Annotated in this window: 21 protein-coding genes; 5 read left to right on the top strand and 16 right to left on the bottom strand. The window is 54.9% G+C overall.

The window, feature by feature from the left end; all coding sequences use genetic code 11:
* Window positions 1–29 precede the first annotated feature (29 nt).
* From H8S11_RS08415 to H8S11_RS08360, 12 genes are all read right to left on the bottom strand, one after another.
* The gene (locus tag H8S11_RS08415; protein WP_147570868.1) at window positions 30–731 is read right to left on the bottom strand and encodes a response regulator; all 702 of its coding nucleotides are present in this window, start codon (window positions 729–731) and stop codon (window positions 30–32) included.
* A complete protein-coding gene (locus tag H8S11_RS08410; protein ID WP_186852822.1) occupies window positions 724–3,369 on the bottom strand; it encodes an ATP-binding protein in 2,646 nt (881 codons plus the stop codon). The genes H8S11_RS08415 and H8S11_RS08410 overlap by 8 nt, the downstream gene beginning before the upstream one ends.
* Before the next feature lie 34 nt (window positions 3,370–3,403).
* Window positions 3,404–3,889: a LysR substrate-binding domain-containing protein gene (locus H8S11_RS08405; RefSeq protein ID WP_186852821.1), complete on the bottom strand. Its 486-nt coding sequence runs from the start codon at window positions 3,887–3,889 to the stop codon at window positions 3,404–3,406.
* Window positions 3,890–3,922: 33 nt separating this feature from the next.
* Window positions 3,923–4,573, bottom strand: a complete 651-nt coding sequence (locus H8S11_RS08400) for a potassium channel family protein (RefSeq protein WP_147570865.1) — start codon at window positions 4,571–4,573, stop codon at window positions 3,923–3,925.
* Between the two features lie 26 nt (window positions 4,574–4,599).
* Window positions 4,600–5,934 (bottom strand): TrkH family potassium uptake protein, encoded by a 1,335-nt coding sequence (locus tag H8S11_RS08395; RefSeq protein ID WP_186852820.1) that lies wholly within the window; start codon window positions 5,932–5,934, stop codon window positions 4,600–4,602.
* Window positions 5,935–6,057: 123 nt separating this feature from the next.
* On the bottom strand, window positions 6,058–6,255 hold the full coding sequence (locus tag H8S11_RS08390) for a hypothetical protein (protein WP_243200987.1): 198 nt from the start codon (window positions 6,253–6,255) through the stop codon (window positions 6,058–6,060).
* Between the two features lie 157 nt (window positions 6,256–6,412).
* A complete protein-coding gene (locus tag H8S11_RS08385) occupies window positions 6,413–7,273 on the bottom strand; it encodes a hypothetical protein (RefSeq protein WP_186852819.1) in 861 nt (286 codons plus the stop codon).
* A gap of 50 nt (window positions 7,274–7,323) precedes the next feature.
* Complete coding sequence (gene kdpC / locus H8S11_RS08380; protein WP_186852818.1) at window positions 7,324–8,007, bottom strand: K(+)-transporting ATPase subunit C; 684 nt, start codon at window positions 8,005–8,007, stop codon at window positions 7,324–7,326.
* Window positions 8,008–8,022: 15 nt separating this feature from the next.
* Window positions 8,023–10,083: a potassium-transporting ATPase subunit KdpB gene (kdpB, locus tag H8S11_RS08375; RefSeq protein WP_147570861.1), complete on the bottom strand. Its 2,061-nt coding sequence runs from the start codon at window positions 10,081–10,083 to the stop codon at window positions 8,023–8,025.
* 15 nt (window positions 10,084–10,098) lie between these two features.
* A complete protein-coding gene (locus H8S11_RS08370; protein ID WP_186852817.1) occupies window positions 10,099–11,922 on the bottom strand; it encodes a potassium-transporting ATPase subunit KdpA in 1,824 nt (607 codons plus the stop codon).
* Window positions 11,923–11,958: 36 nt separating this feature from the next.
* Entirely contained in the window at window positions 11,959–12,036 is a 78-nt protein-coding gene (kdpF, locus tag H8S11_RS14250) for a K(+)-transporting ATPase subunit F (RefSeq protein WP_081692053.1), read from the bottom strand.
* A 281-nt stretch (window positions 12,037–12,317) separates the two neighbouring features.
* Window positions 12,318–14,267 (bottom strand): DUF4118 domain-containing protein, encoded by a 1,950-nt coding sequence (locus H8S11_RS08360; RefSeq protein WP_243200986.1) that lies wholly within the window; start codon window positions 14,265–14,267, stop codon window positions 12,318–12,320.
* 495 nt (window positions 14,268–14,762) lie between these two features.
* Here H8S11_RS08360 and H8S11_RS08355 point away from each other — a divergent pair, with 495 nt between their 5' ends.
* From H8S11_RS08355 to H8S11_RS08340, 4 genes are all read left to right on the top strand, one after another.
* Entirely contained in the window at window positions 14,763–14,963 is a 201-nt protein-coding gene (locus H8S11_RS08355) for an alpha/beta-type small acid-soluble spore protein (RefSeq protein ID WP_147570859.1), read from the top strand.
* A gap of 340 nt (window positions 14,964–15,303) precedes the next feature.
* Window positions 15,304–16,206: a transporter substrate-binding domain-containing protein gene (locus H8S11_RS08350; RefSeq protein WP_186852816.1), complete on the top strand. Its 903-nt coding sequence runs from the start codon at window positions 15,304–15,306 to the stop codon at window positions 16,204–16,206.
* A 93-nt stretch (window positions 16,207–16,299) separates the two neighbouring features.
* Entirely contained in the window at window positions 16,300–16,941 is a 642-nt protein-coding gene (locus H8S11_RS08345; protein ID WP_147570857.1) for an amino acid ABC transporter permease, read from the top strand.
* Window positions 16,942–16,953: 12 nt separating this feature from the next.
* Window positions 16,954–17,739: an amino acid ABC transporter ATP-binding protein gene (locus H8S11_RS08340; RefSeq protein WP_186852815.1), complete on the top strand. Its 786-nt coding sequence runs from the start codon at window positions 16,954–16,956 to the stop codon at window positions 17,737–17,739.
* Window positions 17,740–17,869: 130 nt separating this feature from the next.
* Here the strand turns inward: H8S11_RS08340 and clpB are convergent, their stop codons facing one another.
* On the bottom strand, window positions 17,870–20,464 hold the full coding sequence (gene clpB / locus H8S11_RS08335) for an ATP-dependent chaperone ClpB (protein WP_186852814.1): 2,595 nt from the start codon (window positions 20,462–20,464) through the stop codon (window positions 17,870–17,872).
* Window positions 20,465–20,650: 186 nt separating this feature from the next.
* Window positions 20,651–21,082, bottom strand: coding sequence for an Hsp20/alpha crystallin family protein (locus tag H8S11_RS08330; RefSeq protein ID WP_243200985.1), 432 nt, complete (start codon window positions 21,080–21,082; stop codon window positions 20,651–20,653).
* 243 nt (window positions 21,083–21,325) lie between these two features.
* Here H8S11_RS08330 and H8S11_RS08325 point away from each other — a divergent pair, with 243 nt between their 5' ends.
* Window positions 21,326–22,315 (top strand): 2-hydroxyacid dehydrogenase, encoded by a 990-nt coding sequence (locus tag H8S11_RS08325; RefSeq protein ID WP_186852813.1) that lies wholly within the window; start codon window positions 21,326–21,328, stop codon window positions 22,313–22,315.
* Between the two features lie 63 nt (window positions 22,316–22,378).
* Here the strand turns inward: H8S11_RS08325 and H8S11_RS08320 are convergent, their stop codons facing one another.
* Window positions 22,379–23,710: a 2-hydroxyacyl-CoA dehydratase gene (locus H8S11_RS08320; RefSeq protein WP_147570854.1), complete on the bottom strand. Its 1,332-nt coding sequence runs from the start codon at window positions 23,708–23,710 to the stop codon at window positions 22,379–22,381.
* A gap of 120 nt (window positions 23,711–23,830) precedes the next feature.
* A complete protein-coding gene (locus H8S11_RS08315) occupies window positions 23,831–26,764 on the bottom strand; it encodes an acyl-CoA dehydratase activase (protein ID WP_186852812.1) in 2,934 nt (977 codons plus the stop codon).
* Window positions 26,765–26,973 lie beyond the last annotated feature (209 nt).

Below are 26,973 nucleotides of genomic sequence, written 5' to 3'. Positions count from 1 at the left end.
TGTACAGTCGTTCTTGCTTCCGCTCAAAATTATTCTACTTTCAGCATACGGTACCCTACCCCAATGTGAGTTTGGATATATTGAGGAGAGCCCGGTTCTTTTTCTAACTTCTTGCGCAAAGTCGCCATAAATACGCGCAGAGAAGCCACATCATTTTCCCAGCTTCGTCCCCAAATCTGTTGGGTAATAAAGGTGTGAGTCAGCACCTTGCCCAGATTTTTGCAAAGCAGGCATAACAGCTTGTACTCACTGGGCGTCAAGTGCAGTTCCTGGCCATCCAGAAAGGCACAGCCGGCAGCATAGTCCACCTTCAACTTCCCATTGGTGAAAACAGCGCCAGAAGTCAGCATGCCGGTCTGCAAAGTGGCCAAGCGCCGCTGAGTCACACGCAGACGGGCCAGCAGCTCCTCAACGGAGAACGGTTTGGTCAAATAATCGTCCGCGCCGGCGTCCAGTGCGCCAATCTTGTCTGTATCTTCACTTCGGGCACTGAGGACAATAATGGGCAGATTCGACCAAGAGCGGATGCGGCGGATCACTTCGACGCCGTCCATATCCGGCAGCCCCAAGTCCAGCAGGACAATCTCCGGGTTATGGGAACTGGCCTCCAAGACTGCGGATTCTCCGTTCGCCGCAGTCAGGAAACGATAATCATGGGCACGCAGCGTTGTGGTAATCAAGTTTCGGACTGCCACATCGTCCTCAACTACTAAAATCAATGGTTTATTCATGCAGATCTACCTCCCTGGCTGGTATAGAAAATGTAAACATAGCCCCATGAGGTAACTGATCCGAAACTGTGATCTCACCGCCATGGGCGTTAACAATTGACTTGCACAGTGCCAAGCCTAACCCCATACTGCGGCGGCTGTCCACAATTTGGTTGGATGCACTGTAAAACATATCAAAAATATGAGGTTTCGCTTCGTCAGAGATTCCCGGTCCATTGTCGGCCACAGTGATCAGGACATATTTCCCCTGCCGTTTCCAGCTGATATCAATGTCTGAACCGGGCGGTGTGTATTTGATGGCGTTATCCACCAGATTAATCACGACCTGGACAATCAGGCGGGCATCCATCTGAGCCAACAAGTAGTCGTCACCCTGCGTGTGCAGATGGTAGTCCACACTTTTACGGTTGATGTGCCGCAGGGCCTCAGACACCACATCATCTACCAGCTCGGTGGAAATATGCAGGTTCATCCTGCCCCCATCCAGCCGGCTGACAGATAACAGATTTTCCACTAAATTGATCAGCCATATTGAGTCGTCATAGATATCTGTATACATCTGCTGTCTGGTCTTAGCATCAAACATATCTCCGTTGGAGAGAAGATTGCTGGCGTTCCCAGAAATGGAGGTGAGCGGAGTACGCAGGTCATGGGAGATGGAGCGCAGCAAATTGGCCCTGAGCTGTTCGTTTTTAGCCAAGACCGCGGCGGCCTCCTTTTCCTCCAGATGCCGCTGATTTTCCATTGCCAGGGCGCACTCCTCCAATACAGAGAGGAGGATGCTGTTTTCGGAGGTCTCCAACCCCTTGCCCGCTGCCGCAACCCCTACGACTCCATATATATGCTCACCGGCCCGTACCGACAGGTAAGTGCATCGAGCATCGGAAAAAGTTTCTGTACCAGCACCGGCCCGCTTGTTATTGGTCAAGACCCACTGGGCCACCTGTTTTTCCTGGTCCGTGGTGTACTGCGCTTTGAGGTCAGACTCCTCTGCCAAAAGAATCTCCGGCTCCTGGAGCTTCTCATCCTTTACACAGTAGACGACGATATCCCGCTGCAAAATCTTCAGCAGCTGATCCGCAATGATAGAAAGAATCTCCGTTTGGCTTCCCGCTTTTTGCAAATCTTGGCTGGTTTCAAGCAAAATCTTTGTCCGCCAAGCCATCTGCGCAGAGTGCTTGGCCAGGGATTTGAGCTTGGCAGCCAGGGAGCTAGTAAGAAACGAAACCACAAACATCACGACAAACGTGACCGGATAGTCGTTGCTGTGTACATTTAGGGAAAACCTTGGCTCCGTGAAAAAAAAGTTGAAGGCCAACACACCCGCGATCGAGTTAATGAGACTGTATACGGAGTTTTTGGTAAATACCGAGGTCAGCATAACTCCCAAAATATAGACTGTAATAATGTTAGTTTCATTCAGTCCCAGGCAGTGAAACAGGAACCCGATGATGGTGGCCAGCGCCAAAATCAGTATGCTTTTCGCCAAATCGATCAGAGAAACTGAGGGAGTATGCAGAACCTCCCGATAGCGGGAAGTGAATCTGTTTGATCTTCTGTTATCCGGGATGATGTGGATGTCAAAATCCGGAGCAAGTTCGATCAACTGTTCTGTGAGCGACGCTTTTCGAAAAATGTACCGATGTGGTATCATATCGCGGCCCAATACGATCTTTGTAATGCCGGACAGTCTAGAATACTCCGCAATCTGGTAGGCAATATCATCACCGTATACTGTTTCAATGGATGCTCCCAGCTTCTGCGCCAGTTTCAGATTATCGCGCAGACGCTCCCGATCCGACTGCGGCATCCACTGAAACTTGCTGGTTTCTACGAACAGGGCAGTAAAGCCGCACCGGAATGCGCCCGCCATACGGGCCGCGGTGCGGATGACCTGCGCATTGGATGGCGCAGAAGAGAGGCACACCAGAATGTGCTCCTGCATACGGTATAGCGCCTGACTTTGGGCGGGCTGGGTCGAGGCATAGAGGGCCGAACGGTCTGCACACCGGCGCAGTCCAAGCTCCCGGAGAGCGTTCAGTTGGGATAAGGTACAGCCGGCTGATGGTATTCGGGCGCCGCACCCCTGTTTCAAACGATTCTGCAGCTGCTCCGGTTCCATATCTATGAATTCCACATGCGACGCCTGGTCAAATACGCAGTCTGGAATCCGCTCACTCTCCGGTGCCCCAAAGATTTCAAAAACCGTTTCCTGGATACTCTCGATATGCTGAATATCCACGGTGGTGTAGACATCGATGCCGGCTTTCAACAACTCTTCAATGTCCCGATAGCGGTTCTTGTGGCGAGAGCCTTCGGCATTCACATGGGATAGATCATCAATCAGAAGAATCTGTGGTCTTCGCTTCAGACAAGCATCCAGGTCAATCTCATAGATTACGTCATCGCCCGCTGTAACTACCCGCTGGGGCATAGACTCAAATGGCTCCGCCATAGCCTGTGTCTGGGGCCACTGGCTACAGGAGAGCAACCCGATAACCACATCACCGCCCGCCCGATGGACTTGTGTTGCGGCCTCCAACATTCGAAAGGTCTTCCCAGTGCCTGAGAAGTAGCTTGCAAAAATCGTCAGAGCGCCTCGGCCCTTTTCTATCCTTACTGCAGTTTGTTGCTCCATACAATCACCTCCAACGGCCTTATTATAACACATTTCAGTCACTTCTTCCGCAAAGCCGCTGGACAAGTTTTTGAATGGGGATGGGAGATTGGATGTCTTTCCAAAGAAGCTTTTGCCGCTGATTTTCCGTATCTGCGGGCATCAGTGTCATGCCATCGACGGAAAGCGGCTGGGGGCAGCATATAAAGCAGGCACTGTGGGTCTGGCCGCTGTCTTCCGCTTCAGCGGAAACTACTGCTATGTCGGTAACTCCGGACTCAAGATCTCTCATAATTTCCCATTCTTTCCCCATGTACATCTTGATTTCTATATCCGGATACTGCCCCTGCAGTTCCTTTAGGGCTCTTGCAACCGGCGCCAAAGCACAGGGATTTGATATGGCAATCTTTAAAGAACAGGAGTCCCCCTTCGCTTGTGTGGAAGGCTGGACGCTGTCCAGAAAACAGTCCAGCTTTCCTGCCAGGAAATAGCCAAACAGTACAAGCGCCAGAAATCCGCCAAATAAAACCACACCTTCCATCACAAATTCATCCTTTCCCGCAAGGAAGCTGTCCTATATATGGAAACACTTTTGAATATCCTTGTGCGTACCCAAAATCAGCATGGTGCAGTTTGCCGGCAGACACGTTTCTGGGGTTATGACCGTCATGGAGAACTTTCCATTTTGCTTAATCGCCATGATGCTCACATGATACCGCTTACGTACGTCCAACTGTCCGATCGTTTTCCCGACCCAGCTCTTGGGGACGCCGATTTCAAACATAGCGTGGTTATCACCTAAGTCGATATAATCCGATATATTGTCTGAGCTATACCGGATTGCGGTCTGAATCGCCATTTGTTTTTCGGGGTAGACCACGTCATCCGCCCCATTGCGAAGCAGAAATTTGGCCTGAATGTCGCGTGTAGCCCGAGCCACTACCTTTACTGCCCCTAATTCTTTCAGAAGGGATGTGGTCTCCAAAGAACTCTGAAAGTTATCCCCAATGGCCACGATGCACACATCAAAGTTACACACCCCAAGGGACGCAAGAAATTCCTCATTGGTGCTGTCCCCAATCTGGGCGTTGGTCACATAGGGCAGTATCGCGTTTACCCGATCTTCATTTTGATCCACTACCATCACTTGATGGTTCAACTCATGCAGCTTGATTGCGATATGTCGGCCGAAGCGGCCCAAACCAATCAGCAGAATTGTTTTCATTGTTTCGTCCTCTTTTATTTACAGATTCATCCTACTGTGATGTGCTCCTGCGGGAGCCTGGCGCTGGAGTGTTGTGTATTGGACAGGGTAGCAAAAATCAGCGTGAGCCCGCCTACCCGCCCGAAAAACATCAATACAATCAAAATCAGGTGGGAAGCGGTCTGCAGCTGCGGGGTCAGCCCCAGAGAAAGGCCTACTGTTCCGATAGCGGAAGCCGTTTCGAACAGGCAGTCCAGAATGGGCTGCTCCTCTAGCTGGCTGATGATCAACCCGCCCGCCAGGGGCAGCGTAAGATACATCATGAAAATCGTCGCTGCCTGAGATACAGTTTCCCTGGCAATTCTGCGGTTAAAGAAGTGAGGAAACTCACTGCGTCGAAAAACTGCCATAGCATTGGCCAGCAGAACGGCTAAGGTAGTGATTTTCATGCCGCCGGCGGTGGAACCGGGGGAGCCGCCAACAAGCATAAGAACTGTTATGATGGACTGGCCGCTTTCACTCATCGCATTCAAATCCGCCGTATTAAATCCGGCAGTCCGGGGCGTAACCGCTTGAAAGAAAGATAGAAGCAGCCGTTCTTTCAGAGGGGCTTGTGCAAACTCAAAGAAGTAAAAGTAGATGCTGGGAATTAAGATCAGTCCACAAGTGACAGTCAAAATCACCTTGCTTTGCATTCGGTATCGAGAAATATGTAGATGGTTTGTCCTGATATCGTCCCAGGTTAAGAAGCCAATACCCCCGATAATAATGAGCAACGGGATAGTCAGGGAAATCACTGGATTGTCCGAGTAATCCGTTAAGGAAGAAAAGGGGGCTTTAATGCCCATCAAATCAAATCCAGCGTTGCAGAAGGCAGAAATGGAATGGAACAGAGCATACCAAACCCCCTTTACCAGACCAAACTCCCTCCAGAACGTAGGAAGCATCACAGCCGCCCCTACCATCTCCGCCACCAGGGCTGTTTTGAGGATGAACCCCGTCAGACGCACGACTCCACCCACTTTAGGCGCCGCAATAGCTTCCTGCATGGTGCTCCGCTGTATAAGCCCGATCTTGCGGCCAGAGAGGATGGAGAACGCGCCCGCCACGGTCACAACTCCTAATCCGCCGATTTGAATCAACAAAATGATGATAAACTGCCCAAACTCTGACCAGTAGGTCGCCGTATCATGGATCACCAGTCCTGTCACACAGACAGCGGAGGTCGCAGTGAACAGGGAGTCCAAGAACGAAGTGGTGGTACCAGACTGAGTCGAGATGGGAAGCATTAGCATTAGGCTTCCAAGCAGGATTACGAGGGAGAATCCTATGATAATAATTTGAAACGGCGATGTGTTATTTTTATGGAAAATTTGCCACATAAGCCTTAACCCTCTTAATATGCCTTTATATCTTCTTAAGCAATATTATCCACACTTAGTCTTAATGAAGCGTTAGCATATCTGCCTTGGCATTAAAGGAATATTAAGGCCATCGCCATTGTGTTACATCACTCCAAAAATCCATGCCATCGGTAGGACGATACCAATTGTACAAATAAATACCGCAGCCAATATAAAAAGAGGCATCCCAATAAAAACCGTCAGAAAGCCCAGCAATTTGTGTTGGAGCATAAACTGTTCCAAAGACGCATCAAACCAAGCATTAAAATGGTGCAGACGTTTTTTCATTGCGGACATCATAGCAATCCCTCCTTGCAGGCCCTATCATAATCCCGTGGAGTTAAAAGTGGGGAAAAGAAACCTTTTGTGGCATTAAGGGTACAATAAGAGGTCGGCGGCCAGCCGAATGAATTCAGACTGGCCGCCGGCTATATCAACGAGAGCGGAAGGGAGCCGCTCAACGCCTGAGGGGGAAGAGCACCTTCATCAATACCTGTGCTGCGGAATTACCGTGGTCTATGCCAAAGTAGAGCTTCTTTCCCTGCCGATCCAGCAGTACAAACTGCCCATCCCGGCACAGGAATCGAATACCAAGCTCCTCGAGAACGCGATAGAGCGCGAGATGCCACTCGATCCAGTTTGGAATATCGCCCTGAAGCAAAGCATTGCGGAGCCATTCAAATTCAGGCTGCGGCAGCCCCTTCTCCAAAAATGTGCGCCACAATTGACATTTCTGCTGGGCCGTCAAAGCGGACAGATACACGCCGGTCCGGCTCTGATCCTCCGCCTCCTGCAAGATTACATAACAAAAGGAAAGTGTGTGATCGATCCGGCACAGCTTCTGCTGCTCCAAGAAGTCGGCGTACTTCCACTCCAGCGCCACAGCCTCCATATCATATTCCGCTGCGTTCAGCAGCCGGGACATACACTCCGCTGTCTGAGGCTCCGGGAACTGAATACAAAGATACAGGTCCCGGAGCTCATTGTACCAGAGGCCAGAGATACTGTGCTGCCGGACAACAGCCGATTTGCCATCGTTGGGAAAGGACAGCCCGACCAGTTCATCCTGGCTGCCCAGGCCAAAGGCCTGGACCGGCCACACCCGCTGGATCTCATAGATCAACGGGCCGAAGGTCTCCGCAAATTCCTGAACCGGGAGATCCAGCAGCTCATAACCGAATTGCAGTTGGCTGCCATCTGTTTGAGTCCTGCTGGACTGCCCGAACCAGTTTTTCAGGGACCGAATCAGGCAAATTACCAGCATGGCTGGACTCTCGTCGGTGGCCATGGTCTGCGGTGCAAATCGGCGTTCAGCCATTTTTTCAAAGTGAACTTCCATACCAGTCTATCCTCTCTGAAGAAAGGCGCTCAGTGGTTGACCTCGCTCACCAGGCCCATGGCCAGGGCAATGTCCAGGTTGACGCCCAACACATTGACAGTCTCCTCGCCGAATACGCCCAGTGTTTTGTCCTGCGTATTGTCGGCGATTATCTGACGGACCTGCTCATCGCTGAGGCCAGAGGCCTCTACAATGCGGGGGACCTGAACATCGGCAGAGGCGGGAGAGATGTGGGGATCCAGGCCGGAGCCGGAGGCGGTCATCAAATCAGTGGGGATGTCCTCGCGGCTGACACCAGGGTTTTTCTCCAGAAAGGCCGCAATGTCGGCCTCCACACGCTCGGCAAGGGCGGGGTTGGAGGGGGCGTAGTTGTTGGAGCCGGAGCTCAGGCCGGCAAACGCGGAGCCGTCGTTGTAATACTGCTCTACCTGGCCGTCGCCGTCGGTATCCTCCTCATAGTAGGTGTTGTAGTGATAGGCGGAGGGGCGGCTCCACATGAAGTAGTCCTCAGTGAACTCCTGCCCCACATTCTTGGCGCCTACTGCCACGCCGTCCGCCATTACCAGAGTGCCCTGGGCCTGGCTGGGGAAAATCAAGGCGGACAGGCCGCTGAGAAGCACCGGGAACACCAGGCCGCACAGCACCAGCAGCGCCACCGTAACCAGGAAGGCCTGACGGATATTGTGGCCCATACCATATTTTGTCTCGTTCATAGTTCAGGTCCCTCCTTAGATTCCAAAGCCAATCATAGTCAGCAGCGGAGCGATAATCATATCGATGACCTTAATGCCGATAAAGGGGGCAATCACACCGCCCACGCCGTAGATCATCATGTTCCGGCCCAGCATTCTTCCAGAGGACATGGGGCGGTACTTGACGCCCTTCATGGCCAGGGGGATCAGGCAGGGGATGATGATGGCGTTAAAGATCAGGGCGGAGAGAATGGCGCTGTAGTTGCTGGCCAGCCCCATGATGTTCAGCACGTTCAGCTCAGGGATAGCCAACTGGAACATGGCGGGGATGATAGCGAAGTACTTTGCGATGTCGTTGGCGATGGAGAAGGTGGTCAGAGAGCCGCGGGTAATCAGCAGCTGCTTGCCGATCTCCACCACCTCCAGGATCTTGGTGGGGTCGCTGTCCAGGTCCACCATGTTGGCCGCCTCCTTGGCGGCGGTGGTGCCAGAGTTCATGGCCAGACCCACATTAGCCTGGGCCAGAGCGGGGGCGTCGTTGGTGCCGTCACCAGTCATGGCTACGATCTTGCCTTCAGCCTGTTCCTTTTTGATCAGGGCGATCTTGTCCTCCGGCTTGCACTCTGCGACAAAGCCGTCCACGCCGGCCTCCTTGGCGATGGTAGCTGCCGTCAGGGGGTTGTCGCCGGTACACATGATCGTCTTGATGCCGATGGCGCGCAGCCGCTGGAATCGCTCCACCATGCCGGGCTTTACTGTATCCTTCAGATAGATGACACCCAAGATCTTATTGTTTTCACACACCACAAGGGGGGTGCCGCCCAGGGAGGAGACCTCCTCCACATGGGTGTGCAGGTCAGCAGGAATCCTGCCGCCGTTTTCCTTTACATACTGCTCGATGGCGTCGCTGGCGCCCTTGCGGATCTTAGTGCCGTCGGGCAGATCCACGCCGCTCATGCGGGTCTGGGCAGTGAATTCGATGAATACAGAGCCTGTGGTCTCCTCACTGCTGTCACCCAGCCGGCGGGCCAGCTCCAGCGTGGACTTGCCCTCGGGGGTCTCGTCGTGGAGGCTGGTGAGGGCGGCGCAGCGAATCAGGTCGCTGCGGTTGGCCCCCTCCACCGGGAAGAAGTCGGCCGCCAGACGGTTGCCGAAGGTGATGGTGCCGGTCTTATCCAGAATCATGGTGTCCACGTCGCCGCAGGCCTCTACCGCCTTACCGCTCATAGCGATAACGTTAAAGCGGGTCACCCGGTCCATACCCGCGATGCCGATGGCGGACAGCAGGCCGCCAATCGTGGTGGGGATCAGGCATACCAGCAGGGCAATCAGGGTGGAAACAGGGATCTGCACACCGCTGTACACAGCGAAGGGGTACATGGTCACCACCACAATCAGGAAAATGATGGTCAGAGATACCAGCAGGGTGTTCAGCGCAATCTCATTGGGGGTCTTTTTGCGGGAGGCACCCTCTACCAGAGCGATCATCCGGTCCAAAAAGCTGTTTCCCGGCTCAGATGTAATGCGGATTTTCAGCCAGTCGGACACCACGGTAGTGCCGCCGGTGACTGAGCAGAAGTCGCCGCCACTCTCCCGGACCACAGGGGCAGACTCGCCGGTGATGGCGGACTCATCCACCGAGGCGATACCCTCGATGACCTCGCCGTCACCGGGGATGACTTCGCCAGCCACCACCATGACCACATCGCCCTTCTTCAGCTCGCTGGAACGGACGATGCTCTCGTTGCCGTCCTCATGGAGCAGGTGAGCCTCGGTGTCCTTCTGCGTCTTTTTCAGACTGGCCGCCTGGGCCTTGCCGCGGCCCTCGGCCACGGCTTCGGCGAAGTTGGCAAACAGAACGGTGATAAAGAGAATGACGCACACAATGATATCATAAATCCGTAGGGAGGCCGCGTCCACATCCCCGAACAGGCCGGGGAAGAAGGAGAGCAGCAGGGTAATGAAGAAGCCAATCTCCACCACGAACATAACGGGGTTTTTCATCATATAGCGGGGATTGAGCTTGACAAACGCGCCCTTCACCGCCCCCCGGAGAATCTCCGGGGTGATAAATTTCTTGTTTTGTTTCTTACTCATATGAAAACGCCCTCCTTAGGCCCACAGGGTCAGATGCTCTGCGATGGGGCCAAGTGCCAGCGCGGGGAAGAAGGTCAGCGCTGCGAAGATATAGACTACGAACACCAGGATCACAGCGAAGGACAGAGTATCCGTACGCAGGGTCCCGACGGTCTCGTTGACGAACCGCTTGCGCATCAGGGAGCCGGCGATGGCCAGCTGAATGACGATGGAGAGATACCGGCCGAAGAACATGGCCAAGCCTGCGGTGATGTTCCAGAAGTAGGTGTTGTCTGCCAGGCCCTCAAAGCCGGAACCGTTGTTGGCCGCGGAAGAGGAATATTCATACAGCACCTGGCTCAGGCCGTGGAAGCCTGGGTTGGTGATCCCCTCCAGACCTCCGGAGGTGGAAACCGCCAGGGCGGAGAAGAACAGGATCAGGAAGGGATGGATGATAATGCACAGCGCGGTGAGTTTCATCTCCCGGCCCTCGATCTTCTTACCCAGGTACTCGGGCGTGCGGCCAATCATCAGCCCACAGATGAACACCGCCAAGATGGCGTACATAATCATATTCATCAGTCCAACACCCTTGCCGCCAAAGACCACGTTGAGCATCATGTGCAGCAGGGGGATCATGCCGCCCAGGGGGGTCAAGGTATCGTGCATGTTGTTGACGGTGCCTGTGGTAAACGAGGTGGTAGTTGTGGTGAACATGGCGGACTGCGCGATGCCGAAGCGCACTTCCTTGCCCTCCATGCTGCCCATGGACTGGCTCAGGCCAATCTTGGCCAGCGCCGGGTTGCCCTGAAGCTCGGCCCAATAGCAGACGCTCAGACCAACCAGGAAGATGATGCCCATAGCCAGGAAAATCGTGCGGCCCTCCCAGCCGTAGATGGCAGCGGTCAGGCTGTGGTCGTTCAGGCGGGGACCATGGGATGTGCCAGCGGAAGATGTGGTAGACAACTGACCGCCAGAAGCGCCGCCCTTAGGCGAATTCTTATCATCGTCGTCCTTGTCATCTTTCTTCCTGCGGCCGCGGACCATCTTGCCGAAGGTGATGACGCAGGCGCCGGGGAAGAGCATCATGGAGTACAGCTCAATCAGGTCGGAAATAATGGTGGGGTTCTCCAATGGAGTGGAGGAGTTGGCACCCAGGAAGCCGCCGCCGTTGGTGCCCAGGTGCTTGATGATCTCAAGGGCGGCGATGGGGCCCATGGCGATGGTTTGGAAGGTGCCCTCCAGAGTATTCAACACGACGTTGGAATCAAAGTTCTGGGGCACGCCCTGCCACACCAGCAACAGGCCGCCCACAATGGAGAACGGCAGCAGCAGACGGGTGGTGATGCGGGTCAGGTCGGCAAAAAAGTTGCCCACATCATCTTTGGTCTTGCCGGTCAGCCCGCGGATAAACGCGATGCAAGCGGCGTAGCCGCTGGCGGCAGAGACGAACATCATAAAGATGATGACCAGCATCTGGCTTAAGTAACTCAGTCCGGACTCGCCGGAGTAATGCTGTAGATTCGTGTTGGTCATGAAGCTGATGATGGTGTTGAACGCCAGAGTCGGCTCCATGTTGCCAATGTTGTTGGGGTTGAAGATCCCGACGCTCTGAATACGCAGGATCAGGTAGCCGATGGCCACCATGACCGCGTTGGTCCCCACCAGGGCCAAGGCGTACTGTTTCCAGTTCATGCCCTGATGGGGATTTACGCCGCCAATTTTGTAAATAACGCCGTCCAGACGGTCAAAGACCGGATCGGCCAAGGTGTGGTTCCATGTGGCGATATGATACATATACCGTCCAACCGGAATGACAATAATCAGAAAAATGATAATTGTCAGCGCCAGCTGCAACATATCGTATTCCTCCTATTTTCTGCGGTATTAGGCATCTCAGAAGCGCTCCGGGTGCACCAGCGCGTAAACGAGATAGGCGCCCAGCAGCAGAACGATAATTCCAAGTGCAATCACAGTTTTGCTCTCCTTTCCGTGAGATTTAGGATTCCGGGTTATCCAACTGCTTTTGGCACCAGCGGATCAAGAGCCATACCAGACCGAAACTGACCGCCAGAGTCCCTATCATGAAAATGTCCATCATTCAATCATTTCTCCTTTCTCTTCTGGCTGACAGCTAGTGTTTGTCAGCCTCAAATTACCTCCATAGGATACTGCAATCCATAAAAAGCGAGGATTAAGGATTCCACGTTCGTATTAACAGAAAATAAAAATTGGCTGCACTGTCCTCTAAGAAATTACTCCTGTGAGCGGTCCATTCCCCAGGTCTGCTCCGATTCCACGCGGATACGCTCCTGACTGAGTCCGCACTCGCCAAGGATAGCGATCATCAGGTTTTTCTCAAAGGCATCCGGCACAGGATAACCGGAAATGGGGATCCCCACGATTCCCATGGGCCCACGGGTACCACGCACGGACAGAAACAGCCATTTGGAGTCAGGCAGCGTGTTGGTGGTAGCTCCGGCGTGCTTGTTGTTCTTCTGTACCCACTTGGCCACACCGATATCTTCCGTACTCAGCCCTGCTACCAGTGCCTGTTCGTCCGCTGGCTCGATCCGAAAACTCAGTTCCGTCTCTGGGCTGCTCAAAGCATAAAGAACGGGTCTATCAAACAGCCGGCTGAGTTGTTCCGCTGTTAGGCGCAGGCAATCCCATTCCGTGCGGACAGTCTGCAGCTTTTGGCTGCTCTCCAGCAACAACTCCGTGTAATAGCTTTTCTCCGCCGCCATACTGGCCTGCGTTTTCACCCGGCTGGCCAGAGAGCTGGCAATAATGCTGGAGGTAAGCATGATCAGGAAGGTCACAGGATAGCTGGGGTCGGTGGCCTGAAAGGAGAAGCGTGGCTCTGTAAAGAAAAAATTGAAGGCTGCGACACTGATAAGAGAACTAGCTGCGCCGTACAGGTGCCCGTTGGTGGAGACTGCAGTCAGCAGCACGCCGAGAATGTAGACGGTAATGATATTGGACTCGCTGAAGCCGGCCTGGTAAAATCCGAAGCCAAGCGCCGTAGCAAGAAGCAAGCAAAGCAGAGTAGTCCCCAAGTCCCGAATGGAGAATCGTTCCTTTGACCGCCGGACCTTCTGCATCGGCCTTTTATAGATCGGCTGCCTGTCAGGGATGATATAGACATCCAGGTCTGTCTGCTCAATCAGGCGGTCGGCCAGGCTCTTTTTCCGCAAGATGGGGTTCTGTTTGTGGTTCATTCGGCCCATGACGATCTTCGTCACTCCGCTGACCCGGGCATATTCCGCGATCTGTTCCGCCGGATCGGTACCGTAAACAGTGGCGATCTGAGCGCCTAGCTGCTCCGCCAGGCGCAGGTTGCTCCGCAGGCGTTTAATATTTTCCCCAGACAGCTCCTTGGTCTCCGGCGTCTGGACAAACAGTGCCGTGAACCCGCTGTGGAATGCCTCTGACATCCGAGCGGCGGCTCGGATCACCTTTGCGTTTGACGGGGCGGAGGACAGGCAGATCAGGATATGTTCGCCCGCCTTGGCGCTTTTCTCTTTCCCTTTGCTCACCGCGGAGCGGTTGAGCTGGTCTGCGGTCCGGCGCATGGCAATCTCCCGCAGGGCAGCCAGATTTTCCGTAGTAAAGAAATTCTGCAATGCCCGCTTTGCCTGCTGTGCACGGTAGATCTTCCCCTCCTTCAAACGTTTCTCTAGGTCGGAGGGTTCGATGTCCACCAGTTCCACCTGGCTGGCCCGGTCAAATACATAGTCGGGGATTCGCTCATTCACCACTACGCCTGTGATGGAGGAAACTAAGTCATTTAAGGATTCCAGATGCTGGACATTCACGGTGGTGTAGACGTTAATGCCCGCCTGGAGGAGTTCTTCCACATCCTGATACCGCTTAATATGGCGACATCCAGGGACATTGCTATGTGCCAGTTCGTCCACCAAGATGAGCTGTGGATGACGGTCAAGAGCTCCAACCAGGTCGAACTCCCGCAGCTTGATCCCACGGTAGTCCGTCTCCATAGTGGGAAGGACCTCCAGCCCATCCAGCAGCGCCAGAGTCTCCGGCCTGGCATGGGGCTCTACATAACCCACCACCACGTCAATGCCCTCCCGTTTAGCATGGTGAGCCGCCTCCAGCATGGCATAGGTCTTGCCCACCCCGGCGGCATAGCCGAAAAATATTTTTAATTGACCGGAAGCTACCAGGTTCCCTCCATCATGCAAAGGATTGTCCTTCCCTGAAACCATGTGAACTTCACTTCCCCTCCGATTTATTCTGGAAATCATTTTCTATTTTGCTATCCTATCATGCCAGACATTATTGCGTTATTAAGGAGTGTATATCTGATATTAAGATGGGCTTAGGATATAGCCAATTAAGAGTATTTTGGCGGAAAGAGCTAGGCAAAAAATAAAAATGGATTGTCTCTCCGAAGTTTGTGTGCTCCAGTTGGATTGTATAGAGGCAATATTTTGTGGTTGGCGTTTTATCCTTCAAGAGAAATAGGAAAGTATCGCGCGCAGCTATTTGTCAGTTGTGCGGTGTACGCTAAAAGAGAAATTTGCTTATTTAAGCAATCATAAGAGGAAAGGATATTTCAGGAAAATTGCCTGGATAAGGAAAGATGATACAGGTATAGTTGATTCGGCTGGGGAAATGATATGCGTGGATGTTCCATCCAAACCAAAACAGTCAAACAGTAAAAGGAGAGAGGAATCATGTCTAGTAACAACAGCAATAAAATTATGGTGCCTAATGCCCGTGAAGCGATGAACAAGTTTAAGATGGAAGCTGCCAACGAGGTGGGCGTCAACCTGAAGCAGGGTTACAATGGCGACCTGACCAGCAAGCAGGCTGGCTCCGTGGGCGGCCAGATGGTCAAGAAGATGATCGAGTCCTACGAGAACGGCATGAAGTAATCTGGTCCACATTGGCACAGATTATGAGCGCCTTTTGAGTGACGCAGATCAGGGGCCGGGCGGTTTATCTCTCGGAGGAGCACTGTCAGTTGGACATGAGGATGAACGACCTCATTCCCGTGACAGTTTTCCTCCAACAAAGGGGATGGCCGTCCGGCCCCCTTATCTTGTGGAAGGTGATATTTTTTCCGGAAAGAGGAAGGAGAGTGTTTGGCAAAAAAGAAAATCAAAAAAATTTTTCATTTTCCTCTTTACAATATCGCATTAGCGTGCTAAAATGCGAAAGTGTCACAGGGAGTGATCCCTGGGGTTTGCTGAAAGAATTGGAGGATACATAACTATGAAAAAGACTCTTTCTCTTGTTTTGGCCTTGGCCATGTGCCTGTCTCTGGCCGCCTGCGGCAATAACGGCACTCAGGACCAGTCCAGCCAGTCCGGCTCCAATACCTCTGCCTCGGATGTCAGCTCTGGAAGCCAGCAGGGGGACAACAGCTCTGTGGACGCGGCGGACTCCGACTGGGCTAAGATCGAGAGCAACGGTACGATGAAGATCGGCATTACCTATTTTGAACCCATGAATTATTTTGACGACAATGGCGAGCTGACTGGCTTTGAGACTGAGTTTGCCACCGCCGTCTGCGAGAAGCTGGGTGTCACCCCTGAGTTTGTGGAGATCAACTGGGACAGCAAAATCATGGAGCTCCAGGCCCAGACCATCGACTGTATCTGGAACGGCATGACCATTACCCCTGAGCTGCAGGAGGCTCTGACCATCTCTGATCCCTACATCAAGAACTACCAGGTGGTGGTGATCCGCTCCGACAACGCCGATGTCTATACGTCCACCGCCGACCTGGTGGGTAAGACGGTGGAGGCCGAGGCCGGCTCTGCCGGTGAGGCCGCCATCATTGGCGAGGGTGCAGACGAAAGTCTAAAGCAGGCTGAGTACATCTCCGCTGCCAAGCAGACCGACACCCTTCTGGAAGTCAAGACCGGCGCCGCCGACGCCGCCGTACTGGACTTTGTACTGGCCGGCGCTATGGTGGGCCAGGGGGACTACTCCGATCTGATGATTATCCCCAATCTGCAGCTGTCCGTGGAGGAGTACGGCGTCGGCTTCCGCAAAGACTCCGACGCGGCTGAGAAGGTCAATGAGGCCATGCAGGCGCTCATTGAGGACGGCACTTTGAATACCCTGGCTGAGAAATATGACTTGGCTGAACTGCTGCTGGCCAATCAGTAAAAAGAAAAGACACGGCGACCAGACCGCAAGGCAGGGGGGAGCGATCCCTCCTGCCCTGTGCTGTGTTTGATGGGAAGGCAAAGGAGAGAGAACATGAGTTTTCAGACTGTGAACGTCATGCTGGGGAAGAGTTTTTTGCTCAACTGCCAGATATTCTTCGTGACACTGTTGCTGGCGCTGCCGCTAGGGCTGATCGTGTCCTTTGGGTCCATCAGTCGCTGGAAGCCGTTGAGCGGGGTCTCCCGGCTGTATGTCTATCTGATGCGCTCCACCCCACTGATGCTCCAGCTGGCCATTGTATATTATTTGCCCGGTTTTTTGAATCCTGGACATATGCTTCCCAGGATGACGGCCGCTTGTCTGGCCTTTGTGCTTAATTACGCGGCCTATTTCTCAGAAATTTTCCGGGGCGGTATCCAGGGCGTACCCAGAGGGCAGCAGGAGGCTGGACAGGTGCTGGGCATGACAAAGGGCCAGATCTTTTACCACGTCACGCTCCTCCAGGTCATCAAGCGCATCGTCCCGCCCATGGGAAATGAGATCATCACCCTGATCAAAGACACCTCTCTGGCTAACTTTATCATGGTAAAAGAGGTCATCGCCATGGCGAAGGAGTTTGGAAACAAGGCTATGATCTGGCCATTGTTCTATGCCGGTGTGTTTTTCCTGGTGTTCAATGGACTGGTCACATTTCTGTTGAGCCGGACAGAGAAAAAGCTGGATTACTTCAGATGAGGAGGCGCTGAAATGGCTGTTTTACAGGTCAAGAATATCGAAAAGCACTTTGGGGCCACCCGTGTGCTGGAGGACATCAGCTTCGAACTGGAGCAGGGCCAGGCCCTAGCCATCATCGGCTCCTCCGGCAGCGGAAAGACCACGCTGCTACGCTGCCTAAATTTTTTGGAAACCCCGGATCAGGGACAGATCCTGGTCCAGGATAAGGTCCTTTTTGACGCCGCTGACCCCTCTACCCAGAGGGAGAGCGAGATCCGCAAGAAAAGGCTCCACTTTGGGATGGTTTTCCAGTCATTTAACCTCTTTCCCCAATACACCGCGCTGGAAAATGTGACCCTAGCCAGCCAGCTTCTGGCCAGGGAACGTCCCGATTTTAAGGAGAAAAAAAAGGAGATCTACGCCCAGATTGAGAAAGATGGCCGGGAACTGTTGGGCAGGATGGGGTTGGCCGACCGGGCTGGCCATTATCCCCACCAGCTCTCCGGCGGCCAGCAGCAACGGGTGGCCATCGCCCGGGCGCTGGCTCTCAAGCCGGATATTCTCTGCTTTGACGAGCCTACCTCTGCCTTGGACCCGGAGCTCACCGGCGAGGTGTTGAAGGTTATCCGCTCCCTGGCGGAGCAAAAGACCACCATGATCATCGTCACCCATGAGATGGCCTTTGCTCGGGATGTGGCTGACCAGGTCATCTTTATGGATGGGGGTGTCATCGTGGAACAGGGACCTGCCCGCCAAGTCATTGAGCACCCTGCGCAGGAGAGGACCCGCCAGTTTCTTGCCCGATATGCGGAGAGCTGAATGGAAAAATAGAAGAGGGGCACAGCCGCGGCTGTGCCCCTCCTCTGTTTTTGGGGATAAATATGGGGGAAATTCCTATCTTTGGAGCTGTTAGGGGCAAATCGACCTGATGAAATGAGGAATCGAAAACTCAAAGCACAGTCAACTGGCCATCCCTGACATCAACAGACAGATGGGCACCAGGCTCCACCTGATCGGCTATGATCTTTCGACCGATGAGGGTCTCCACTGTGTGCTGGAGATAGCGGCGCAGGGGGCGAGCCCCGTAGATGGGGTCATAAGCCGCGTCAATGATATGGGACTTAGCGTCGGCAGTCAGCTCCACGGTGAGCTGCTGATCCGCCAGGCGGCGGTTCAGATCGGCCACCAGAAGGTCAATAATATGGGTGACGTTATCCTTTGTCAGCGGCTTGTAGAACACAATTTCATCCAAACGGTTGAGGAACTCCGGGCGGAAGGACCGCTTGAGCAGCTCGCTCACTTGGTTCCGGGCCTCCTGACTAATCTCACCGTCTGAGCCGATGCCGTCCAGCAGGAACTGGCTGCCCAGATTGGAGGTTAGAATGATGATGGTGTTCTTAAAGTCCACCGTTCTTCCTTGACTGTCCGTAATACGACCGTCATCCAATACCTGAAGTAATATATTGAATACGTCAGGGTGAGCCTTCTCCACCTCATCAAAAAGGATGACGGAGTAGGGCTTTCTCCTCACCGCCTCCGTGAGCTGGCCGCCCTCCTCATAGCCCACATATCCCGGAGGGGCGCCGATGAGCCGGGACACGGAGAATTTCTCCATATATTCGCTCATGTCGATGCGCACCAGGTTCTTTTCGCTGTCGAACAGGGCTTCGGCCAGAGTTTTGGCCAGCTCGGTCTTACCTACGCCGGTAGGGCCCAGGAACAGGAAGGAGCCGATGGGCTTGCTGGGGTCGGCGATCCCGGCCCGGCTGCGCAGGATAGCCTCGGATACCAACCTTACTGCCTCGTCCTGTCCTACCACCCGCTGGTGGAGGATATCCTCCAGGTGGAGCAGCTTGTCCCGCTCCCCCTCCATCAGCCGGGCCACCGGGATGCCGGTCCAGCGTTCAATGATGCGGGCGATTTCCTCCTCGGTGACCTTGTCCCGCAGGAGAGAGCGGGCCTTGCCCTCGTTGGCGATGCTCTCCTCCGCCTCCAGGGCTTTCTTCAGCTCCGGGATGCGGCCATATTGCAGCTCGGCGGCTTTCTCCAGGTCGTACTCCCGCTGGGCTTTCTCCAGGGCGGCGTTGGCCGCCTCCAGCTCCTCCCGCAGCTTCTGTACCTTGCCGATGGCCCCCTTCTCGTTGTCCCACTGGGCTTTCTTGGCCTTGAACTCTTCCCGCATATCGGACAGTTCCCTCTGAATCTCAGCCAGATGCTCCTGGGACAGCTTGTCGGTCTCCTTCTTCAGGGCGGCCTCCTCAATCTCGTGCTGGATGATCTTCCGCTGGATGATGTCCAGTTCAGTGGGCATGGAGTCCATCTCGGTGCGGATCATGGCACAGGCCTCGTCCACCAAGTCGATGGCCTTGTCCGGCAGGAAGCGGTCGGTGATATAGCGGTTGGACAGGGTCGCGGCGGCAATGATAGCCCCGTCCGTGATTTTGACCCCGTGGTACACCTCATACCGCTCCTTGAGCCCCCGGAGGATGGCGATAGCGTCCTCTACTGTGGGTTCGTTGACCATCACGGGCTGGAACCGACGTTCCAGGGCGGCGTCTTTCTCGATATACTGCCGGTACTCGTTGAGAGTGGTGGCGCCGATGCAGTGGAGCTCGCCACGGGCCAGCATGGGTTTGAGCAGGTTGCCTGCATCCATACTGCCCTCAGTCTTGCCAGCGCCCACAATAGTGTGCAGCTCATCAATGAAGAGGATGATGCGGCCCTCGGACTTTTTGACCTCGTTGAGGACGGCCTTCAGCCGCTCCTCGAACTCCCCCCGGTACTTGGCCCCGGCCACAAGGGAGCCCATGTCCAGGGAGAAGATCGTCTTGTCCTTCAGGGAACCGGGCACATCTCCCTTGACAATCCGTTGAGCCAGACCTTCAGCGATGGCGGTCTTGCCCACGCCGGGCTCGCCAATGAGCACAGGGTTGTTCTTGCTCTTACGGGAAAGGATGCGGATGACATTCCGGATTTCATCGTCCCGGCCGATGACCGGGTCCAGCTTGTTCTGGCGGGCCCGCTCCACCAAGTCGGTGCCGTATTTCTTCAGGGCGTTATAGGTATCCTCCGGGTTGTCCGAGGTCACCCGTTGGTTGCCGCGGACGCTGGCCAGAGCCTGCATCACCTTCTCCCTGTCCACATGGTAGGTGCGGAATAACTCCTTTAAGGCACTGTCAGGCTGTGCCAGCAGACCGAGGAAGATGTGTTCCACTGAGATGTACTCGTCCTTCATGGCCTGGGCCTCTTGCTCCGCGCCGCGGAGGGCCCTGTCCACATCCTGGGACACATAGACCTTGTCCGCTTCCCGGCCGGACCCGGACACTTTAGGCAGTTTCTGGACCTCCCCCTTCACTGCCGCCTCAAAGCTGGGAACAGTCATGCCCATAGCGGCGAGCAGCTGGGGAATGAACCCCTCGTTGTCACTGACCAGGGCCAGCAACAGGTGGGGCTGCTCGATCTGCTGATTGCCGTATTCCTGGGAGATGTCCCTGGCCCCCTGGATGGCGGCCAGGGATTTTTGAGTAAATCGATCCATATTCATGAAAAGAAACCTCCTTTAACTTTGGTTTCAAGATTGTCATAAATTAGCACTTGACTGAATTGTTTGCTAAAACAAAAATACACCAACCTGAGATATTTTGCAAGAAAAAATTTGACGCTCGCTGGCTGGCGTATACACCGGCACCCCCAAAAAAGGGCAGGCTCTGAAGCCTGCCCTTCCTTCTGGTCACTGAATGGCAATCCTTCTGCTTTGAGGCTGTATCTCAGCCATCTTAGGCAGAATCAACGTCAACACTCCGTTCTCATAGGAGGCTCGGATAGCGTCCTCCTGAATGCCAGAGGCATCAAAGGAGCGGACAAAAGAGCCGACCCGGCGCTCCCGACACAGGTATTGGCCCTGGTCGTCCCGCTTCTCCTGCTTTTCCTCGTGCTGGGCAGAGATGGTCAGGATGCCTTCCTTCAGCTCCAAATGGATATCCTCCTTTTGGAAGCCAGGCAGTTCAGCTTCCAAAAGGAAGTGGTCACCCTCATCCCGGATATCGGTCCGAAAGGCGGTGGGCTGGCGGTTTGCGGGAGGGAAGAAGCTGCGCTCCAGGTCATCAAAAATCGTGTCTAGACCGCCGTGATAGCGGCCAAAGGGGATCATACTGTACATCATAAGAAACTCCTTTCTGAGGTGGGGGTCCGATCTCAGCGGCCCTTCCTGCCTCACTTAACTTTGGTCCTAGTATATCGTCCAAATGTGAACAGTTCTTGCACACTTTGTGTATAAATTGTAAATATTAGCACTCTTATTATTTGAGTGCTAATATTGGAGTGTTGTACCAACAAAAAAAGTGTGCTACAATATTTATATTCTTTCCCAGAGGAAAAAATTTATCAATGACCGGGAGGATGAATCATGAAAGTATTGATCTTAGGGCCGAAGGCACGCTATGAGGCCTATATGCCGGAGTTTGTTGCACAGCTGCCCTTTGAAACGGCCTACTGTTCTCTGGACCAGTCCCCACAACAGGCGGCGCGGGAAAACGCTGATGCCCAGATCCTGTTCACCGACCCCATCGTGGACGTGACGGGAGAACTGATGGACCTGATGCCCGGTCTGAAGCTGATCCAATCGGAGGGGGTGGCCTACAACCGGATTGATCTGGAGGCGGCCAGGGCCAGGAACATTTTTGTGTGCAACAATAAAGGCTGCAACGCCGCTTCAGTGGCGGAGCATACGGTGATGCTCATGCTCATGGCTCTACGTCACGGTATTACTGGCCACAACGCCCTTCGGGCAGGCCGTCAACGCGAGATGAAGGAGGCGGTCATGGCCTCCAACTCTCCGGAGCTGGGTCTATCCACTGTGGGCTTGGTAGGGCTGGGGGACATCGGTACCGCCACAGCCAGGCTGCTGGCTCCCTTCGGCTGCAAGATGTACTACTACACCGCCCACCGCCGTCTACCCCAGGTAGAGGAAGAGCTGAACGTGGAATATCTCCCACTGGAGGAGCTGGTGTCCCGGTGCGACATTGTATCTCTCCATTGTGCAGTTACCCCGGAGACCACTCATATGGTGGACAAGGCTCTGCTAGACAAGTTCAAGCCGGGAGCCATTTTAGTGAACACCTCTCGTGGCCTGTTGGTGGACAGCCTGGCCGTCCGGCAGGCCCTCATCGACGGCCGACTGGGTGCCATCGCTATGGATGTCTTTGAACCGGAGCCCACTCCCGCTGACCACCCCCTGGTGGACCTCCCTCTAGAGGTCGCGGATCGGGCCATCTACTCGCCCCATCTGGGCGGCAATACCGGCGGCTCCTTCCACCGGGCCCACACCAATATGTGGACCTCGGCCCAGCTGGTGCTGGAGGGGAAGCGGCCCAATTTTATCGTCAATGGGCTGTGAGAAAAAAGAAAAGAGGACCCGGTACACCACTGTACCGGGTCCTTTTTTGTTGAGAGGGAAAGCTTAACTGTGGGCATGAGCCAGCTTGGGAGCCACTTCAGGCTGGGGCGCTCTGGGCGCGGGGGACTCCTGATGAGTCAGGCCCTTGGCGTTGGCCAGCATCAGCTTGATGCGGTTCTCCTGGTTGATCTTGGTGGCGCCTGGGTCGTAGTCGATGGCCACCACGTTGGAGTAGGGGTACTCGTCCTTCAGCTTGCGGATCATACCCTTGCCCACGATGTGGTTGGGCAGGCAGCCAAAGGGCTGGGTACACACGATATTGTTGGTGCCGGAGTGGATGAGCTCCAACATCTCGGCGGTGAGGAGCCAGCCCTCGCCCATCTTGTTGCCGTCGCCCAGATAGCCATGGACCAGGGAGTGGAGCTCCTGGAAGGTGCCGGGGGCACGGAAGCGGCCGGACTTCTTCAGAGCGGCGATCATATCCTTCTGACAGCCCTCGATATAGGACATGAAGGCCCGGCAGGCGGCCTTCTTGATCCACTTCCCGCCGTACAGATCCACATCGGCCACCCGGTTGTAAATCTTGAAAATAATGAAATCGGTCAGGCCGGGGACTACGGGCTCCACGCCTTCGGAGAGCAGGAACTGCTCCAAATTGTTGTTGCCCAGGGGGGCGAACTTCACATAGATTTCCCCAACCACGCCCACACGAATCTTGGGTTCACCCTGGACAGGGATGGAGGCGAAGTCGGCGCAGATCTGGTCAAAGAGAGCCCGCATCTGCCCTCGGCTCATGCCCTTCCCACTCTGGAAGCCGTCTACCAGCTTCTGAGACCAGTGGGCGATCATGGCGTCGGTCTTTCCCTGCTCTACTTCATAAGGGCGGACCTGATTGGCCACGTTGACGATGATGTCTCCATACATCATGGCAAAGACCGCCTTGCGAATGAAGGGGAGGGTCAAGGAAAAGCCGGGGTTCTTCTCCAGGCCGGACAGATTGACGGAAACCACAGGAATATAGCCCATGTCCGCTTTCTCCAGAGCCTTGCGCAGCAGGTGGATATAGTTGCTGGCCCGGCAGCCGCCGCCAGTCTGGGTGATGAGCAGGCCCACCTTGTGGGGGTCATAGCCGCCGTGCTTCACCGCGTCGATGAGCTGGCCGATGACCAGCAGAGCGGGATAGCAGGTGTCGTTATGGACATATTTCAGGCCTTCATCCACAATGCCCCGGTGGTTGGTGGTGAGCATATCCACCTTGTAGCCCTCACACTCCAGCAGCTTCTGCATCATGCCGAAGTGGACGGGGAGCATCTGGGGCATCAGGAGGGTATACTCCTCCTTCATCTCCTTGGTGAACAGCAGACGGCCAGTTTCGTCATAAACTAATTTTGCCATAAAAAGTCCCTTTCTGAAAAGAGTGGAGAGCGGGGATTCAGTGTCCGGCTCCGCCGGGTGATTCAAAACCTGTTCGCCTTCAACGAACACAATATCTCCAAGCTTTACACCTAGAAATACTCAACTCTGTTTTCTGGCTTCAATAGCGGCCATCAGGCTCCGAATGCGGATCTTGACGGCGCCCAGGTTGCTGATGTCGTCGATCTTCAACTGGGTGTACAGCTTGCCGCCGTCCTCCAGGATGGAGCGCATCTCGTCGCCGGTGATAGCGTCGATGCCGCAGCCAAAGGATACCAGCTGGATGAGCTCCATATCCGGCTGGGTGCACACATACCGGGCGGCGTTATACATCCTGGCGTGATAGGTCCACTGGTTGAGAACATGGCGGGGAGCCTTATCCTCCAGATAGGCCACCGCATCCTCGGTGACCAGAACAAAGCCGTAGGAGGTGATAAGATCGTTGATACCGTGGTTGATCTCCGGGTCCATATGGTAGGGGCGGCCAGCCACCACAAGGATGGGGCGTCCCTCTGCCCGTGCCTGGGTGATATACTCCCGGCCGCGGGCCCTTAGATCCTCCTTATAGGCATCGTAGGCCGCATAGGCGGCTTTGACGGCGGACACAGTCTCCCGCTTAGGGATTTGAAACTCGTTGAAAAACCACTCGCTGGCTTTGCGCTCGAAATCCTTGGGGCGGTGAAGGCCAAAGTAGGGGTAGAGGAACCGGGTCTTTTTCAGGTCGGGTACGTTGGCGGCCAGCAGTTCGGGGTAGTAAGCTACCACCGGGCAGTTGTAGTTGTTGTCGCTGACACCCTCGTCAAAGTTATAGGGCATACAGGGGTAGAAGATGGCGTCCACGCCCTCCTCCACCAGCGCCTCCACATGGCCGTGGAGCAGCTTGGCGGGGTAACACACGGTGTCAGAGGGGATTGTGCGTTGGCCCTTGAGATAGAGCTTGCGGCTGGACTGGGGGGAGAGGACCACCCGGAAATTGAGTCGTGTGAACAACTCGAACCAGAAGGGGAGGTTCTCATACATATTCAGGCCGAAGGGAATACCGATTCTCCCTCTGGAGCCATCTCCCTGCCCCGTCCCATGGAGGGAGCGGAGGTGGTCGTATTTGTAGCGCATCAGGTCGGGCAGATGGCTGGGCTCCTCCCCCAGAGGACGGGAGCACCGGTTGCCGGAGACGAAGCGCCGCCCCCCGTCAAAGGAGTTGACGGTGAGGGAGCAGTGATTGGTGCACAGGCCGCAGGTAGCGGGTCTGGCGGTGTGGGAGAAACGGTCCAGAGCCTCCCGGCCCAGCAGCTGGCTCTTGTCCAGGTGCAGGTCACGGGCAGCCAAAGCGGCGCCGAAGGCGCCCATGATGCCCGAAATCACAGGACGGGTCACATTCCGGCCAAGCTCCTGCTCAAAGGCCCGGAGCACCGCGTCATTGAGGAAGGTGCCTCCCTGGACCACAATGTGTTGTCCCAGATCGTCGGCGGAGGCGGCCCGGATAACCTTATAAATGGCGTTTTTCACGATAGAGGTGGACAGACCGGCGGAGATATCTTCCACGCTGGCCCCGTCCTTCTGGGCCTGCTTGACGCTGGAGTTCATGAACACAGTGCACCGGGAGCCCAGATTTACCGGATGTTGGGAGAAGAGTCCCAGCTTGGAGAAATCCGCTATGTTGTAGCCCAGAGCCTTGGCAAAGGTCTCAATGAAGGAGCCACAGCCGGAGGAGCAGGCCTCGTTGAGCATGATGGAGTCCACGGCGCCGTTGCGGATCTTAAAGCACTTCATATCCTGACCGCCGATGTCGATGATGAAATCCACGGAGGGCTCAAAGTGGGCGGCGGCCTTGTAGTGGGCCATAGTCTCCACCAGACCGAGGTCGCAGGAGAAGGCGTTTTTGATCAGGTCCTCGCCATAGCCGGTGACGGCGGCGCCGCGGATCACGATACGGTCACCGCACATGGCGTAGATGGTCCGCAGCTGTTCCAGCACGATGGCCACGGGGTTACCCAGATTGGAGTGGTAATAGGTATACAGCAGGCCGCCGTCGGCGGTGATGAGGGCCAGCTTGGTGGTGGTGGAGCCAGCGTCGATGCCCAGCCAAGCCGGACCGGAGTAGGTATGGATATCCACCTCTGGGGGGCGGCTGGCGTTGTGCCGGGCACTGAATTGGTCGTACTCCTCCTGACTGGAGAACAGGGGAGGCATGGTGTCCACCAGGGTGGTGGCCTCGGCGCTGTCGGCCAGCTTTTTCAGCACCTCCTCAAAGGGGACAGGCTGATAGTCGGTAGCGCACAGAGCCGCGCCCATGGCCGCGAAACAGTCGCCGTCCTCGGGAAAGATGGCGTGCTCACCGTCTAGGGCCAAAGTCTCCACAAAACGCTGGCGCAGGCCCATGAGGAAGTGGAGAGGCCCACCCAGAAACACGATCTTGCCCTTCAGCTCCCGGCCCTGGGTCAGGCCGGCCACCGTCTGGTCCACCACTGCCTGGAAAATGGAAGCGGCCACGTCCTCCTTCCGCCCGCCCTGATTCAGGATGGGCTGGATATCGCTCTTGGCAAATACACCGCAGCGGGAGGCGATGGGGTAGATCTTCTCATGCTTTAGGGACAGAGTATCTAGCTCGTTCACCGTGACGTTCATCAGGGTGGCCATCTGATCGATGAAGGCGCCGGTACCACCGGCGCAGGAGCCGTTCATCCGCTCCTCCAGGGAGCCGCCGAAGAAAATGATCTTGGCGTCCTCCCCTCCCAGTTCGATGACCGCGTCCGTGTCGGGGATGTATGTATTCACCGCGGCGGCAGTGGCATATACCTCCTGTACGAAGTCGATGCCCGCGGCGTTGGCTACGCCCAGTCCGGCAGAGCCGGTGATGGTGACCTTGACACGCTGGCCGGACAGCATATCGGAGATGGAGTTCAATGTTTCCAGTGCCCGCTCACGGGTCTTGGAGAAGTGCCGCTCATAGGAGCGGAACAGCAGTTTATTTTGTTCATCCAGCACCACTACCTTGACGGTGGTGGAGCCGATATCGATTCCTACGCGCAGACTCATGATTTTGAAACACCTACAATAGACTGGATATCTTTCTATTTCTTCAGTATTATGATAGCGATTTTGGGGAGCAAAAACAACGGAATTAACGATTTCTTAACAGGACAGAGAGGAGGAAAGACAGGAATTTAACATCCTGTTTTTCGTGATTTTAGACATATTTAAGATAAAAATTTGTCAAGAATGTAAAAGAGTCCCGCCGGATATCC

It is taken from the genome of Flintibacter hominis (genome assembly GCF_014287965.1).
In the GTDB taxonomy this organism is placed as follows: domain Bacteria; phylum Bacillota; class Clostridia; order Oscillospirales; family Oscillospiraceae; genus Lawsonibacter; species Lawsonibacter aceti.
This window is presented reverse-complemented; position numbering and strand designations above follow the sequence as displayed.